This window comes from Aquabacterium sp. G14, from assembly GCF_037482285.1.
GTDB lineage: Bacteria > Pseudomonadota > Gammaproteobacteria > Burkholderiales > Burkholderiaceae_C > Aquabacterium.
Genome location: NZ_JBBEYB010000003.1, coordinates 156,985 through 173,795 on the forward strand (window position 1 = coordinate 156,985; position 16,811 = coordinate 173,795).

Here is a 16,811-nt window from a genome sequence, read left to right on the forward strand (position 1 = left end):
TTATTGCTAGGATCGACTTCTGGGGACACCGGAAAAGCGGGACTTTTCACACGGCCCGACCCTGTGGTCAGGGGGGGCGTTTCGCCCCCTTTTGACGCGAACTCGCCCTAAAGTGACACGTGTTGAACACTCTTTTCACGAGTCGCCCTATGTCGATCCTTGCTGTCTCTGCCGGTATCGTCACCGCCGTTCGGGGTGAAGCCTATGTCCGGTCTCCCCAGGGCGATCTGATTGCCGTGAAAGTGGGCGATAAGCTTCCCGATGGTCAGCCCATCCTGGGCCCCAACGGAGAGGTTCTGGAAGTGGCCGCGGCGCCCACGGCACGCGCCCAGACCGAGATCGATGACGCGATCGCCAACCTTGACACGCCTCAGGGCGAAGAGGAAGCCCCTGCTGCGGGCTTGACGGGAGGCGAGGGTGGCTCGCTCGGCTTGGGTCTGCGAGTGGACCGCGTCAGCGAAGCGGTCTCTCCCCAATCCTTCGGCTTCGGTACGCCCGACGCGCCGGCGCCTTCAGCGCCTCTGCCTGGCGCCTTCACCGACCAACGCTCGCTCACCAACCCTGAGCCCGAGACACCGCAGCCCCCCGAGCCGCCCGTCAGCCTGCCGTTCCTCACGGTGTTCGGGCAAGATGCCGTCGAAGGCCAAGCGGTCGAGTTCACCGTGGGCCTGACGCAGGCCCCTGTCGGCCCGGTCACCGTTCGGCTCGACCTGTTGCCAGGCACCGATGCGGCCGATGCCGCACAGCCGGGCATCGACACTGCCACGGCACTTGAATACTTCAACACCGCAACCCAGCAATGGACAGCTGTCAGTGGTGATTTGAGCTTTGCGCCTGGGCAGACCGCGATCCGTGTTCGAGTCGCCACTTTGGATGATCAGGATGTTGAAGGCGTGGAGTTCATCCAGCTGCGTGCCACGGTCACCAGCGGTGAAACGGTCAACAGCGTGAACTGGAGTGACACGGCCATCACCGACAACGACAAGCCTTTCCTGATCGTTTACGGCCAAGACACCACCGAGGGCGGTTACGCAGGTTTCACGGTCAACCTGACCCAGCCTTCGCCCCAGCCCGTGACGGTGCGCCTGGCTTTGATGGCCGGCTCCGACCCAATGGACGCGGCTGAGCCCGGTGTGGACACAACGGGCCCGCTTCAATACTTCAACACCAGCAGCCAGGCGTGGGAGACCGTGACCGGTGATCTGACGCTGGCCGCTGGGCAAACCCAGATCCAGGTCCGCGTGGCCACAGTGGATGATGCCGAGGTCGAAGGCCTGGAGTTTCTCCAGTTGCAAGCCACCGTCATCAGTGGTGAGACCGCCAATACCGAGTCGCGCAACGACACGGCCATCACCGACAACGACAAGCCTTTCCTGGTTGTTTATGGCCAGGACACCACTGAGGGTGAGCATGCCGGCTTCACGGTCAACCTGACCCAGCCCTCGTCCGAGCCCGTCACGGTGCGCCTGGCCTTGCTGGCCGGCTCCGATCCGGTCGACGCGGCCGAGCCTGGCGTGGACTCGACGGGTCCGCTCGAGTACTTCAACACCATCAGCCAAGCGTGGGAAACCGTGACCGGCGACCTGACGTTGGCACCGGGACAGACCCAGATCCAGGTGCGCGTGGCCACAGTGGACGATGCCGAGATTGAGGGTCTGGAGTTTCTCCAGTTGCAGGCCACCGTCATCAGCGGTGACACCGCCAATGCCGAGTCTCGCAACGACACCGCCATCACGGACAACGACAAGCCCTACATGGTTGTCTTCAGCGAGGATGCCATCGAGGGTCAACACGCTCACTACTCCGTCAATCTCACCTCGGTCACGGGCGAAGTGGTGTCGGTGTCCTTGGCATTGCAGGCGGGCGGCACCCCGTTGCTCGATGCGGCGCTGCCGGGTGTCGATTCGGCCAACCAATTGGAGTACTTTGACACGTCGGCCCAGCAATGGCTTGCCGTGACCGGCCCGTTGAGTTTTCAGCCGGGAGACACCCGCATCGATGTGCGCGTGCCCACCCTGGACGATGCCGAGGTCGAGCCGGTCGAGTTTCTACGCCTGCAGGCCACGGTCGTCGAGGGCAATGTGATCAATCCGGTCACCTGGAATGACGTCGCCATCACCGACAACGAGGGGCGGACCGTCGTCGGCACCTCGGACGCCGATGAGGTGTTGGGCCAGGCTGGCGCGGATGTTCTGCAAGGCCGGGCAGGTGACGATCTGCTTTACGGTGGCCAGGGCGATGACCGTCTGAGGGGCGACGAGGGCGGTGATGTGTTTGCCTGGCGTTTGAGCGATGTGGTGACAGGCCGTGCCACGGTCGATCGCATCGAGGATTTCGACCTCGCGCCCCATGGCAATGGTGGTGATGTGCTGGACTTGCGTGACCTTCTGCAGGGTGAGTACAGCGATGGCGGCGTGGGCAATCTGGGCCAGTATCTGCACTTTGATACGAGCGGCTCGGACACACGCATCCAGATCAGCGTGGCCGGTGACCTGACCGATGGGCAGGGCACGATCACCCAGGAAATCGTGCTGCAAGGGGTCAACCTGCGCACAGCCTTCGGTCTGGAAACAGGCGCAGGAGACGGTGCCATCATCGCGCGGATGCTGGCTGACCAGAAGCTCTGGGTGGATGCGGCCTGACCACGCCGAGCAGCCTTGAGTATGACAAAGCCCGCCATTTGGCGGGCTTTGTTCATGGGCGCCGGCGGTGGTGGTGGGCCTTGCCTCAGCGCAGACGAGGTTGCGGCACCGTTTTCAGGTCGCCTGGCAGGCTGGCGATGTGTTGGGCCAACAACTTCAACTCCTTGGCGTTGAAGGCTTGCACCTGCGCGGCCATGATCGGGCTGCTTCGTCCGATGTTGGGGTTGTTGGCTGTGTGGTACGCCTTCAGGGCCACGAACAGGTAATCCGCATGCTGGCCCCCCAGCTTTGGGTAGCTTGGATCGATGGGTTTGCTCAGGTTCTCGCCATGACAGGCCATGCAGTTGCCCTTGGTCAGCAAAGCTTGCACCTCGGAGCTGGCCGTGCCGCCTTTGGCTGGCGTGGGTGGCAGGTCCTGACCATGAGAAGCATAGTAAGCCGCCAGGTCAGCAATGTCCTGATCGCTCAGGGAGGTGGCCACGGCCTTCATCGTCGGGTGCTTGCGGTCACCTTTGCGATACCCCATCAAGGCGGCCGCCAGGTAGGCTTCTGATTGCCCCGAGATCTTGGGCACCTTGTGCACCTCGGGGAAACTGGACTGATAGCCAGGGATGCCATGGCATCCCACACACATGGCGACTTTGCTGCGTGCAGCATTCACATCGCCTGCCTTCACGTTCTGCGCGCAAGCGCCGAACGCCAGCAATGCCGCGGAGGTCAAGACGCCAAAAGAACGGAGCAGGTGAGGCAGTGTGTTCATGGTGGGCAGTGGAAAATGGCTGCTGAGTGAAACACGGTCGTTCAGCCCATTATTGGGGCTCAGCCTATACTCGAACACAGTAGCAACCCTGTTGAGTCAGCGCATGAAATTCCAAGGTACCGATCAATACGTCGCCACCGATGACTTGAAACTGGCCGTGAACGCCGCCCTCAAGTTGCAGCGGCCCTTGCTGGTCAAGGGCGAGCCAGGCACCGGCAAAACGATGTTGGCCGAGCAGGTTTCCGAAGCACTGGGTATGCCCTTGCTGCAATGGCACATCAAGTCCACCACCAAGGCCCAGCAAGGCCTGTACGAGTACGACGCCGTCAGCCGCCTGCGAGACAGCCAGTTGGGCGACGAGAAAGTGCGAGACATCCACAACTACATCGTCAAAGGCACCCTGTGGCAGGCCTTTGAGGCCGATCAGCAAGTTGCCTTGCTCATCGACGAAATCGACAAGGCCGACATCGAGTTCCCCAACGATCTTTTGCGTGAGCTCGATCGCATGGAGTTCTACTGCTACGAGACCCGTCAGCTGATCCAGGCCAAGCATCGCCCCCTGGTCATCATCACCTCGAACAACGAGAAGGACCTGCCCGACGCCTTCCTGCGTCGCTGCTTCTTCCACTACATCCGCTTCCCCGATGCGTCCACGATGAAGCAGATCGTCGAGGTGCACTTCCCCCACATCAAGCAAGACCTGCTGCAAGCGGCCATGCGTCATTTCTACGAGGTGCGCAACCTGCCGGGCCTCAAGAAGAAGCCCAGCACCTCGGAGCTGATCGACTGGCTCAAGCTGCTGGTGGCCGAGGACATCCCGCTGGAAGTGCTGCAAAACAAGGACGAAAAGGTCAGCGTGCCGCCGCTGGTGGGCGCCTTGCTCAAAAACGAGCAAGACCTCAGCCTGTTCGAGAAGCTGGTCCACATGGCCCGCCACAACCGCTGAACAAGCGGTCGCGCCTCAATGTGGCGCGGCTGCCTCGTTCGGCGTCGGGGCCGACACCACCATGTTGCGGCCCCCTTCCTTGGCTTGGTAAAGGGCCGCATCGGCCCGGCGCAACAGTGATTGCAGCGTCTCTTGCGGGTTGTCCGCGCACACCAGCCCCATGCTGATCGTGACCGGCACGTTCACGGTCCCCCAGGCAATCGGGCGCTCGCAGACACTCTCCCGAAGACGCTCGGCAGCCTGCAAGGCGCCTTCGTGTTCGGTGTGCGGCAGCAGCACGCAGAACTCCTCGCCGCCGTAGCGCGCCACGTGGTCCACCTCCCGTGCCTCGGCCTGCAGGCGGCGCGCAACTTCCATCAGAACCTGATCGCCTGCCGGGTGACCGAGTTGGTCGTTCACATGCTTGAAGTGGTCGATGTCGATCAGCAGGATGGAAAAAGGCTGGTTGAAACGCTCCAGACGTTGCGTTTCACGCGCCAGCATGGCTTCAATGGCGCGGCGGTTGAGCAAGCCCGTCAGGCCGTCATGCAGCGAGAGGTGCTCAAGTCGCCCCACCAGTCGCATGACCACGATGTATCCCAACACGAAGCTGGTGAGGATCGACAGCGTGACGCTCACGAAACTCAGCACGAACTGCCGTGTCTCGAGCGGGCTGTCCAGCCATGGCCACGGCCAGTTGGGGCCCAGCTGGCTCAGGCCTGTCACGATCGCACACAAGGCGATGACACAGAACATGAGGGACGCTGCCCAGGCCGTGCCTCGGTTGAACTCCCGCTTCAGTGGGTGGTAGACCTCGCGAACGCTCAGCAGCATGGCAACGGCCACCACACCGGCACTCACGGCCACCCCTGCAGCTTGCCAGCTGAGCGGCACGCACACCAGAATGTTGAATCCCATCAAGGCCATGCTCAGCGCCAGATGGCGTGCTTCGGTGCGAGGCAGTTTGAGGAACACCTGCAAACCTTGCCTCATCCAGATGGCAGCCAGCGCGGCGAGCGAGCAGGCTGTGAGGATGCGCAACTCTGCGGGGCCGCTGCCAGGGAGCAGGATCAGGCACAGGCCCACACCATTGCCCAGGCTGGCGATCAGCCAGTAGCGCGCAGCGCGGCTCGACAGTCCCATCCAGGTGCCGCCCATCCACCACATGCCCGTGGTGAGCGTGTGACTCAGCAGAACGAAGGCCAGCAGCAGGTGGCGAGTTTCCATGTCGGGTGCGGTTTCAGGGCTTCACAGAGGCCCCAGGCTTTCGTTTGGATGGATCCGGGGTGAAAATAGCGCAGAGACTTTCTGGAAAGCCCATGCTGATTGATTTCTTCTTCGCTCTGCGTCAAGCCAAGTTGCCGGTCACGATACCGGAGTACCTGAGCTTGCTGGAAGCGATCAAGGGCGAGGTGATTGGCCCCTCGGTGGATGAGTTTTACCACCTGGCGCGCATGACCCTGGTGAAGAACGAAGCCCATTTTGACAAATTTGATCGCACGTTTGCCACGTACTTTCAGGGGGCGACCCAGGCCATCGACCTGACGCGGGAGTTGCCGCTGGAGTGGCTGCGCAAAAAGTTCGAGCGCGAACTGAGCCCGGAAGACCGCGCCAAGATCGAGGCCATGGGCTGGGACAAGCTCATGGACCGTCTCAAGGAGCTGCTGGAGGAGCAGAAGGAGCGTCACGAGGGCGGCAACAAGTGGATCGGGACGGGCGGCACTTCGCCGTTCGGGGCCTATGGCTACAACCCCGAAGGCATCCGCATCGGACAGGACCGTTCGCGCCACCGCAGCGCGGTCAAGGTGTGGGACAAGCGCGAGTTCCGCGATTACGACGACACGATCGAGCTCGACACCCGCAACATCAAGGTGGCCCTGCGCCGTCTGCGCAAGTTCGCCCGCCAAGGGGCGGCTGAGGAACTGGATCTGGATCACACCATCCAGGCCACGGCGGCCAATGCCGGCATGCTGGACATCAAGATGGTGCCCGAGCGTCACAACACCGTGAAGGTGCTGCTGCTGATGGACGTGGGCGGCTCGATGGACGACCACATCCACCGGGTGGAGGAGCTGTTCTCGGCCGCCAAGTCCGAGTTCAAGCACCTGGAGTTCTATTACTTCCACAACTGTGTCTATGACTTCATGTGGAAGAACAACCACCGCCGTTTCACCGAGAAGATCCCGACCTGGGACATCATCCGCAAGTACAACAAGGACTACAAGCTCATCTTCGTGGGCGATGCCACGATGAGCCCCTATGAGATCCTGCAGCCCGGCGGCAGTGTGGAATACAACAACGAGGAACCGGGCGCCGAGTGGATCGGGCGGCTGACGAACGCCTTTCCCAACCATGTCTGGATCAACCCGGAGCCGCCTGGGGTGTGGAACTACCGCCAGAGCGTGTCGATCATGCATCAGTTGATGGGGGGGCGCATGTTCCCCATGAGCCTGCAGGGCCTGGAAAGTGCCATGCGTTTGCTGAGCAAATGAGGCTGGCCACGGTGCGTGTGCGCAATTGGTGGCCTGGTTTGGCGCTTGCCTGGGGCCTCTTGCCCGCCGGGGCCTGGGCTCAAACCGCCGCCCCGATGGTGTCGACCTCGCCCGAGGCTCCCGCCAGCCTCGGGGCAGAGGGAGACGAAGCTGTGCCATTGCGTACAGAGTCTGCGGTGCCTGAGACTCAAACGGGTGCCGCAGCAACCGCGCGTCGCCGCGCGTCTGCGCTGGTCTGGCAGTTGAAGGTCGATGCACCTGCGCCGCTGGACGAACTGCTCACCGAGTACCTGGAGTTGGCGCGCTTTCAACGCGAACGGGCCGACAACGACAAGTTACGCATCAGCCGTAATGAGTTGCGGCGTCTGGTCATCTCCGCACCGGATGAGGCGCGCGGCCTGCTGGAGGCCGAGGGCTATTTCGGTGCGCAGATCAGCACCCGTGTGGACGATGAGGTGGAGGGCAAGCCCGTGGTGGTCACCCTCAAGGTCGACCCTGGCCAGCGCACGCGCATCAGCAAGGTGCAGATGATTTATGAAGGCGCGTTCGATGTCGCGTTGAGCGACGGCGATGCCCGGGCGCAGGCCTTGGCCGACGGTCTGATGCGTGACTGGGGGCTGCCGGTGGGCGAGGTGTTTCGTCAGGGCCTGTGGTCATCGGCGAAGAATGCGGCCTTGGCCCAGTTGCGGGCCAAGGGTTATCCCACTGCCTCGTGGAGCGGGACCTCGGTGACGGTGGATGCGACCGAGCGCACCGCCAAGATTTTTCTGGTGGCCGACTCGGGGCCAGCCTTTGCGTTTGGGGACATCCGGGTGGAGGGCTTGACGCGCCAGCCCGCTTCGGCGGTGCTGGACCTGGCGCCGTTCAAAAAGGGTGACCCCTACGAAGAAAAGCTGGTGCTGGACTGGCAGGAGCGCATCCAGAAGCTCAACCTGTTCGAGAACATTTTTGTGGCCACCGATTTCGACCCCACGCAGGCCGATGCCACGCCGGTGGTCGTGCAGTTGCGCGAGTTGCCATTGCAGGCTGCCACGGTCGGGGTGGGTGTGAGCAGTGACACCGGGCCACGCGTGTCCGGCGAACACTTGCACCGGAATCTGTGGGGGCTGGGGTGGCAGGCCAAGACGGCGTTGCAGATTGGCAAGCGCGAGTCGCGTGGTCAGGTGGACCTGACGTCTCATCCGCTGCCGGGTCGCGTGAGGGGTTTGCTCTCGGGGCAGGCTTCGCGCTTGCTGGACAGCGATGATGCCCAGACGACGAGCCAGCGCGTGCGCGTGGGACGCTTGCAGGAGGGGGATGTGCGCGAGCGTACCCAGTACCTGGAGTATCAGCACGCACGCGTGTCCTCGGCGAACGATGTGGTGGTGTCGAATGCCTCGGCGTTGAGTGGCACGGCGCAGTGGATCTGGCGCCATGTCGATAACCAGTTGCTGCCGACGCAGGGGTATACCGGCCTTGCCGAGTTGACGTTGGGCCAGACCTACTCGGCACTGGACAGCACGGGCACATTCACACGCGCCTACGGCCGCATCACGGCCTATCGTCCTCTGCCACTGAATTGGCATCTGACCGCCCGGGCCGAGGCCGGACAGGTGTCGGCAGGCGAGGATGTCAGCGTGCCTGACACCTTGCTGTTCCGTGCGGGGGGCGACGATTCCGTGCGCGGTTATGCCTACAGGTCTCTGGGTGTGAAGCGCGAGGGGGTGACCATCGGTGGTCGGGCCATGGCGACCGCCAGTGTGGAGCTTGCGCACCCGATTTTGCAGAGCATGCCCAGTCTGTTGGGGGCGGTGTTCGTGGACGCGGGGGATGCTGCAGAGCGCATGGGGGATCTGCGGCCGAAGGTGGGCTATGGCGTCGGGGTGCGGTGGCGCAGTCCGGTGGGCATGTTGCGCCTGGATCTGGCGCGTGGCTCGGACACAGGCCAGTGGCGCATGCACTTCAGTGTGGGGGTCAGTCTGTGAGCGAACGCCTCCCCGACGACGCAGCGTCTGTGACCACCGGTGCGCAGGCTGTGATGTCCCCAGACGCATCGCCGGAGACGGGGGGCTCTCAGCGCGGTGCTGGGTGGCGTCGCTTGCGTTGGCTGGCGGGTGCATTCGCATGGCTGATGGGGGCGTTGTGCCTCGTCGCTGCTGCGGTGTGGGGGGGGCTCCATACCGAGTGGGCAACTCAGCGGCTGCTGGGCGCCTTGACGGGGGTGGGCGTGCGCGTCGCTGCAGCGCAAGGGGCATTGCTGGGTGATTTCCGGGCCGAACGGGTGGAGGTGGATCTGCCGCGCGGTGGTGCCTTGATTCTGGATGAGCCAGCTTGGCAGGGCCTGACCTTGCTGCCCGACATGGAGGTCGCGTGGTGGCTGGGCGTGCGTGCACAAGGCTTGCAAGCACGTCGTGTGCGATTGGATTGGGTGGCGGGGCCGAGCTCGCCCGAGCCTTTGGCTGCCCCGCGCGATCTGAGTCTGCCGGTTTCGGTGCACCTTGATCGCGTCCAGGTGGGTGAGTTTGTCAGCAATCTGGTGGGGGATCTGCCTTTCAAGGGGTTGGATGCGACCCTGGCTTTGCATGATGGTCTGCTGCCGACACGTCACAGTCTCCGATTGCGCCACCTGAGCTGGGGAGATTGGCAAGTGCAAGGCCAAGCCAGTGTGGCGGTGCGTGGTCGGATGAAGGTGGACGCAGCCTTGCAGGCCGTGGGGGCCGTTTCCGCTGACTTGCGCGCGCAAGCCAAGCTTCGAGTGAGCGGCGCGCTCACGGACATGGGGGTGACCGCACAGGCCCACTTGCAGCGTGGCAAGCAGCCCGCCCAGTCTCTGAGCGCTGATGCACAGGTGCAGGCGTTTGCGCCTTGGCCTGTGTCGCGCCTGAAAGCGCGCTTTGAGGGCCTCAATCTGGCCGATCTTCAGCCGAATTTGCCTCGCACCGCGTTGCACGGTGCCGTGGACATGGCACCTCAGCGCAAGGGACATGCCGATTTGCACGGTCGTGTGGACTTGCAAAACCGCTTGAGCGGTGCCTGGGATCAGGGGCGCTTGCCGGTGAGGTCCTGGCAAGGAACATGGCAGCTGGCAAGGGCCAAGGAGGCCCGGTCTGTGGATGCCGTACTGGCTTCGGTGCAACTCGACTGGCAGTTGGCATTGCCTCGTGTGCGAAGTGGTGACACCGCGCAGGTGACCCTGAAAGGTGGGTGGGGGCAGGGTCATCGTCTTCGTCTGAGCGTGGCGCAGCTGGAGCCCCAGGCCCTGCACGGACAGGCGCCGGCATTGCGTTTGCAGGGCGAGATCAGCGTATCGCCTGAGGCCAAGTCAGCCGGGCAGAAGACGGGCTGGCGTGACACGGCCGCCACCCTGTTGGCGCGCATTCAGGGTGAGTATGGTGCAGCCTATGCCCAACCCGAACGTGCGCGCACCATGGCGGCGGGGCAACGTCCGGTCGAGGCGAGCTTGGAGGCCCGTTATGCGCCTGGCGTGGTGAGTGTGTCGCGTCTGTTGCTGGCATCGGCTGGCGCAAGTGCAGAGTTGCGTGATGCACGGTGGCAGTGGCCGATCGCCCCCGATGCGACAACAACGCCACCACCGGCGGTGGCTTGGCGGACCAAGGGGCGGTTGGAGGTGCGGGATTTCGATCCACAGCTGTGGTTGCCTTGGCCCGCGGAGGTGAGTGGGCGTAACGCGCTGTCGGCACAAGCCAGCTTCGAGCTCGATGCGACTTGGCGAGGTCAATTGGATGCCCAGTTGGCACCCAGTTGGCTGGCGGGCGTCCCCCTCAGGGGGGCGGTGCAGTGGCAGTCGCCCAGTCAAAAACAGGTCATGGGCCTGAATGTGAACCTGGACGCGGCTGGCAACCTGGCGCAGTTCCGCGCGCAGCTACCGTGGCAGGCCGATGCGGCGGGCCGTCCTCAGCTCGGGGCCAGCGCGCAGTGGCAAGCGCAGGTCAATGCCAGTGCGCTGCAGGCCCTGCAACCTCTGGTGGCATTGGCAGGCGCGCGTCAGATCACGGGTGATGTGAGCTTGAGCGCGCAGGGGCAAGGTCTGTGGCCGAGGTTGAGCAGTGCAGGACAGGCGAGGGTGACGGGCTTGCGCTGGCTACCCAAGGATGGTGAGGGCGTTTCCGTGACTTCGGCGCAGGCGCAATGGGGCGTGGATGCGCGCAAGCCTGCATCGGCAGTGATAGCCCAGCTCGATGTGCAGCAAGTGCGCACAGCGAATTTGGAGCTGAGCCATGCCAGTGTCCGCGTGGGCGGGTCGGTGCAGGCCCACGAGGCGCGTGTGAACGCCAGCTTGACGCGGCAAACACCCAGGATCACCTCCCAGTCGGGTGGCGAGGTGGAGTCGGCCAAGGCGCCAGCCGAGCGATTGACCGCTGATCTGACCCTGCAAGGGGGCTTGCGCTGGAGCGATTCGGCTCACGATTGGCAGGGCCGCATTCAAGACTTGGTGGTGCGGGTGGGTGACGCACCAGGTCGCGAGGCCTTGCGTTTGCAACCGACGCCTGTGCGGTGGCAACAGCGCGACCGGAGCGAGAGCGTGACGCTGGGCGCCACCCAGTTGAATGTGATGGGGGCCGTGTTGCATTTGCGTGAGGCAGGCTGGAGCTGGGCTGACCGTCAGCGCGACCCGGTGGGCGTGGCCAAGTTGGATCTGAGTTTGGAGGCATTCAATCTGCCGGAGTTGCTCACACGCTGGCAGCCCAAAGCTGGGTGGGGCGGGGATCTGATTTTGGAAGGCGGGTTGAAGCTGACCCACCAACGCAGTGCGCCTTGGTCGGTGGATGCCACGGTGCAACGCAAGTCGGGCGACATCAGCCTGTTCGAGCCCACGATCGAGGGCAACAGTGCCCAGCGACTGGGGATCCGTGATGCGCGCGTGACCTTGCAGGCCCGTCAGGGTACTTGGACCTTGACCCAGGCCTTCGAAGGTCGCGCCTTGGGCAAGCTGACAGGGCGGCAGGTGGTGCAAGCTGCTGATCCCATGGTGGGGCCGCAAGGCACCGATGCCCTGCAAGGCGATCTGGATCTGAGCATCGGCAACCTGCGTCCTTGGGGGACCTGGATACCTGCGGGTTGGCGCATCAGTGGTCAGGTGCAGGCCAAGGCCGCCTTGGCAGGCACCTTGGGTGCGCCACGCTACAGCGGTCAGGTGCAGGGAGAAAACCTGGGCGCCGGGCAAGCGCTGATGGGTGTCAACCTCAGCGATGGCAAGCTGCGCATGTCCCTCATGGGGGACTTGATGGTGTTGGAGCACTTCGAGGCCCGAGGCGGCTCGGCCGGTGGCCTCCTCACGGCGCAGGGGCAGGCGACGTTCGGTGATGTGGTTCAGGCCCGTGTGAGCCTGACGGCCGATCGCTTCCCCTTGTTGCAGCGTGTGGACCGTCGCGTGGTGCTCAGCGGTGTGGTCAACGGGGCGCTGGGCACCGAGACCATGGAAGCAGACGGACGAGTGAGGGTCGACGAGGGGCTGATCGACATCAGCAAGTCATCGGCCCCTACTGTGGGCGATGACGTGATGGTGGTGAACCGTCCGGCACATGCTCGGCCGATGAGCGAGACCAATGGCAATGGGGCAACGGGGCCCCGTCAGCGTGAGCCTCAACGCAAATTAATGGCCAATCTGGATGTGGATCTGGGCAAGAGCCTGCGCATCAAGGGCATGGGTCTGGATGCCTTGTTGACAGGTGTGGTGAAGGTGACCACGCCGTCGAACCGCCCCACCCTGAATGGCACCATTCGCGTTGAAAACGGCACGTACGCGGCGTATGGCCAGAAACTGGTGGTGGAGCGGGGCACTGTGGCTTTCACGGGCCCGATCGAAAATCCGCGCCTGGACATTCTGGCCATGCGTGCTCAGTCTCCCACTGCGGCCAGCAGCGACGTGAAAGTGGGCGTGGCCATCACCGGGACCGCACAAGACCCTCGCATACGCTTGTATTCAGAGCCGGCCATGTCGGAGACCGAGAAGCTGTCGTGGCTGGTGCTGGGGCGTGCGCCGACAGGGTTGGGCGGTGCCGACATCGGCTTGTTACAGACGGCCGCGGTGGCCCTGTTGTCCGGGGAAGGGTCCTCGCCTTCCGACAACCTGATCGGGATGTTGGGGCTGGATGAGTTCTCTGTGCGGCAGACCGACGGCGCTGTGCGTGAAACCGTCGTGAACGTTGGCAAACAGGTGTCGCGATATTGGTATGTGGGTTACGAGCGCAACCTCAACGCTACAGGGGGCAACTGGCAATTGATCTACACCCTGGCGCGTCGCTTCACCTTGCGACTGCAGGCTGGGGTCGACAACGCGGCCGATCTGATCTGGTCTTGGCGCTGGGATTGAGCGCCCGGGCCGTGCCCGTCACACCAGCGTGTTGCCTCAGTGATCGGCGCTGTGGGTGATCTTCTTGTGAATCTGTCGGGTGCCCCACCAGACGCCCAGCAACACCAACGGGATCAGGGCGCCGGCCAGCATTTCCGGATTCAACGGCAGACCGGCAGCTTTGCCCGCCTTGCCCACGTACAGGATGAGGCTCACTACATAGTAGGCGATGGCTGCAATCGACAAGCCTTCCACCGTGGATTGCAGGCGCAGTTGCAGGTCCTGTCCCTTGGTGAGTTTTTCCAGCAGCATCTGGTTTTGCGTTTCGGTGGCGATGTCCACACGCGTGCGCAAGAGCGCGCTGGCGCGCTCCACCCGCTGCGACAGCGCGCTGAGACGCTGTGAGGTGGCCTGAACTGTGGCGATGGCCGGCGACAGCCGTCGCAGCATGAACTCGCCCACCGTTTGCGTGCCGGGGATCGGGGTCTCACGCAGTTGCTCAATGCGCTGTTCGACCAGGCTGTGATAGGCCATGGTGGCAGAGAAGCGATACATGTGTGTGGCAGTGGCCCGCTCAATGCGCGCGGCCAGACCAATCAGGGTGCCGAGCAACTCCTGGTCGGATGTGTCGGCGTTTTCCATGCGCGCCATGATCTCGGCCAACTGGGCTTCGGACTGGGTGAGCATCGGGCCCAGGTCCTTGGCCACAGGTAGACCACGTAGGGCCATGAGGCGATAGGTTTCCAGCTCCAGCAGCCGCTGGGAGATGCGCCCCACGCGCAACTCGGACGTGTCAGGTGGGGAGATGACCAGCAGGCGCTCGAAGCCACTGGGACGCAGGCGGAAGTCGGTCATCACGCAGGAGCGGCGGATGCCAAGCAGCGAAGCCATGGTTTCGCGCCCTTCGATCCAGGGCTCGCCCACACGCTTCATGCCGTCCAGATCGTCGACGTCACCATTGATCATGGCCATCATGATGGCCGCCACCGTGCGGCCCGGAATGGCCGCCAGCCACGCCGGGTCCATCACCAGGGCTCGGATCAGCTCGTCATCATTGCCGTGGACGAGGGCGTCCTCTGGCAGGGCTTGCACGATGGAGTAGCGCGTGAACTCCGTGTGTCGCTCCCATTTGAGCGTGTGATTGGCAAAACGCAGGCGTTGAAAGTTGCCGGAGAGATGGTCCAGCGTGAGGTCTTGCTGCCCAGGGAGTTGGCGCAGGTGTTGCCACTCCATCTCACGGGTGATGCCCTCGTTGAGCACGGCGACGTACACCACCAGGGCCGGCAGGCGGATGCGGGCCGGAGGTCGGGCGTGGACCTCGTTGTGCAGCACGCAGCGTTGGCTGTCGTCTTCGGGCAGGACACGCAAGGTGGTCATGGAGGATGGAGCGGAAGACGCAGCAGAAGGCATGGTGGACGGGTGGCAGCGAGGGCAACAGATTGGAATTGTCTGCGAATCCGCCAACGGGCCGAGGGGGCGGCCACCCTGTGATTGCAGGGCCACCACCCTACGGGGTGGTGCAGGCGTCCAGGCCTGCACCTGTTGGGGCGAGCTTGGTCAGTCCAGCGCCACCTGCAGCTTCAACCACCAGGTCCGACCGGGCTCGTTGATGCGGGTGGTGGTGTCGTAGCCGCTCACGTTGGCGCCTCCCCGGCTGATGGCCTCGGCGTAGGTCTTGTCGAACAGGTTGTCGACGCCGGCGCTGAGCTTGACGGCTTTGCTCCAGGCGTAGCCGCCGTGCAGCGAGGCCACGCCAAAGCCACCAGTGCGGCCCAGGTCCTGCCCAACGATGTTGCCCTCATTGACGGCGTAGCGGTGTTGCGAGGCCACCAGGCGCAGCAGGCTGCCAGCCGACCAGGCACCCCGCTGCCAGTTCAGGCCCAGGCGGGCTTCCAGCGGTGGGATCTGACCCAGGGCGCGGTCATCGGTGCGGTTGTGGCCGTTGACATAGGCCAGGCTTCCCAGCGCGGTCCACTGCGGTGTGAGCTTGTAGTGCGCGCCGATCTCGCCACCCCAGGTGCGCGCGTCAACGTTGCGTGCCACGGTGGTGCTCCGCATCCCCTTGACGACGTTCGACTGGATCAGGATGTAATCCTGAACCTGGCTGACGTAGGCCGAGACAAAGGTGTCCCAGGGGCCTTGCTGGTGGGTCACGCCCACGTCAATCTGGGTGGTTTTTTCCGGGTTGATGCGGTCGAAAGCACTGATGCTGCTCAGCGACTCCTTGCTGAACAATTCCCAGTAGTCGGGCGCGCGCTCGGTGTAGCCCAGGCCGACGTAGCTTTGGGTGTGTTCGCCCAGATCATGCTCATAGCGCACGAAGCCGCTGTGCAGGGTCTTGTCACGTGTCTGGTTGGCCGTGGGGTTGGCGCCCAGGTTCATCATGCCGCTGCTGAGGGTGGTGCGGCGGTCACGCGCTTCCCACTGGTCCTGGCGCAGGCCACCCACCACACGCTGTTCGTTGCTCAGCACGTGGGTGACTTCTCCGAACAGGCCCAGGTTGTGGAAGCGGGCGTCCTCTACCCGTGTTTGATTGGCGTAGGAGTTCACCAGATCCCCGCCCATGCCACTCTTGCGCAGGGTGTGGATGTTGGTTTGCTGGTCCACGCCCAGCACGATCTTGTGGACATCGTCAGGGCGCAGGGTCACGGCAATGCGCCCCCCCGTGGTCTCACGATCCGGATTGGACGACATGGGGTTGGGCATCATCATGGAGGGCACAAATGTCCTCAACGTGTAGTTGTCCATCACGTGGTCCACATAGTTGTAGTACAGCTGTGCTTCCACCGCGTTGAGCAGACCGGACATATGGGTCTTCTCGAACTTGATCCCCACATTGCTGCGGTCAAACTTGCTGCCGTCCATGCTGCGGTCGGCGTAGGCTGCTTTGGCCCGGCTTTCAATGGCCGACAGTTCAAGGCGGGTGTGCTCGTCCGGAGTCCATCCCACCGACGCGCTCAGGCTGCGGCGACGGTAAGCCGAGTTGACCCGGGTGCCGTCACCATCTTCGTAGTCGCCGGAGGCGGCTTCCGTGGCTTGCACTTGCACATAGCCCAAGGGCGTGCCAGCCTTGGCATCGACATAGGTGTCGTAGCGATTGAAGCTGGCGCCGGTGACGGCAGCTTTGAACTCGACGCCGGGTTGACGGAAGTAGGTGGGCTTGCGCTCGAACAGCACCGTGCCTGCCGAGGCGCCAGGGCCGTGCTCAACCGACTGTGGGCCCTTGATCAGGCTGACCTTGTCAAAGGTGTCGGGGAAAACGTAGGCTGTGGGGGGGTCCATGCGCATGCCACAGCCGCCCAGGATGTGCTCGCCGTCGATGAGGATGTTGAGCCGCGAGGCCGCCATGCCGCGGAACAAGGGGTCGCCATCGGTGCCGCCTTTGCGGATCACGCTCATGCCGGGAATGGTCTTGAGCAGGCTGGCGCCATCGTTGGCGGGCAGAGGCTGCTGCGGGTCACGCGGGTTGAACTGGGTCACCAGCGGGGTCTGCATGGTGGGGGCCGTGATCACCACAGGGGGCAGCACGGCCAACTGTGCGTCAGGCGCGGTGGTGTCGGGCGTGGATGAGCCGGGCAGATCGGCCTGAGCGAGTGCTTGGAGAGGGAATGCGGCAGCGAGGGACAGCGCCAGGACGGTCGGGCGGAATGAGGTCGACATGAAAGGTCTTTCTTCGCGTGCAAACGACGTCCACGCGAGC

9 protein-coding genes are annotated in these 16,811 nt (G+C 63.8%); 5 read left to right on the top strand and 4 right to left on the bottom strand.

Annotation, left to right across the window (positions count from 1 at the left end; translation table 11 throughout):
• Window positions 1-149 precede the first annotated feature (149 nt).
• On the top strand, window positions 150-2,642 hold the full coding sequence (locus WIT60_RS05175; protein WP_339582878.1) for a type I secretion C-terminal target domain-containing protein: 2,493 nt from the start codon (window positions 150-152) through the stop codon (window positions 2,640-2,642).
• A gap of 85 nt (window positions 2,643-2,727) precedes the next feature.
• On the opposite strand, the gene WIT60_RS05180 is transcribed toward WIT60_RS05175, so the two are convergent.
• A complete protein-coding gene (locus WIT60_RS05180; RefSeq protein WP_339582879.1) occupies window positions 2,728-3,402 on the bottom strand; it encodes a c-type cytochrome in 675 nt (224 codons plus the stop codon).
• 103 nt (window positions 3,403-3,505) lie between these two features.
• Here WIT60_RS05180 and WIT60_RS05185 point away from each other — a divergent pair, with 103 nt between their 5' ends.
• Entirely contained in the window at window positions 3,506-4,348 is an 843-nt protein-coding gene (locus WIT60_RS05185) for an AAA family ATPase (RefSeq protein WP_339582880.1), read from the top strand.
• Between the two features lie 15 nt (window positions 4,349-4,363).
• On the opposite strand, the gene WIT60_RS05190 is transcribed toward WIT60_RS05185, so the two are convergent.
• A complete protein-coding gene (locus WIT60_RS05190) occupies window positions 4,364-5,554 on the bottom strand; it encodes a GGDEF domain-containing protein (protein ID WP_339582881.1) in 1,191 nt (396 codons plus the stop codon).
• Between the two features lie 92 nt (window positions 5,555-5,646).
• On the opposite strand from WIT60_RS05190, the gene WIT60_RS05195 reads away from it, so the two are divergent.
• From WIT60_RS05195 to WIT60_RS05205, 3 genes are all read left to right on the top strand, one after another.
• Window positions 5,647-6,819 (top strand): vWA domain-containing protein, encoded by a 1,173-nt coding sequence (locus WIT60_RS05195; protein WP_339582882.1) that lies wholly within the window; start codon window positions 5,647-5,649, stop codon window positions 6,817-6,819.
• Between the two features lie 176 nt (window positions 6,820-6,995).
• A complete protein-coding gene (locus WIT60_RS05200; protein ID WP_339582883.1) occupies window positions 6,996-8,783 on the top strand; it encodes an autotransporter assembly complex protein TamA in 1,788 nt (595 codons plus the stop codon).
• The gene (locus WIT60_RS05205; RefSeq protein ID WP_339582884.1) at window positions 8,780-13,132 is read left to right on the top strand and encodes a translocation/assembly module TamB domain-containing protein; all 4,353 of its coding nucleotides are present in this window, start codon (window positions 8,780-8,782) and stop codon (window positions 13,130-13,132) included. The genes WIT60_RS05200 and WIT60_RS05205 overlap by 4 nt, the downstream gene beginning before the upstream one ends.
• A gap of 36 nt (window positions 13,133-13,168) precedes the next feature.
• On the opposite strand, the gene WIT60_RS05210 is transcribed toward WIT60_RS05205, so the two are convergent.
• On the bottom strand, window positions 13,169-14,488 hold the full coding sequence (locus WIT60_RS05210; RefSeq protein WP_339582885.1) for a DUF3422 family protein: 1,320 nt from the start codon (window positions 14,486-14,488) through the stop codon (window positions 13,169-13,171).
• Window positions 14,489-14,668: 180 nt separating this feature from the next.
• On the bottom strand, window positions 14,669-16,771 hold the full coding sequence (locus WIT60_RS05215) for a TonB-dependent copper receptor (protein ID WP_339582886.1): 2,103 nt from the start codon (window positions 16,769-16,771) through the stop codon (window positions 14,669-14,671).
• Window positions 16,772-16,811 lie beyond the last annotated feature (40 nt).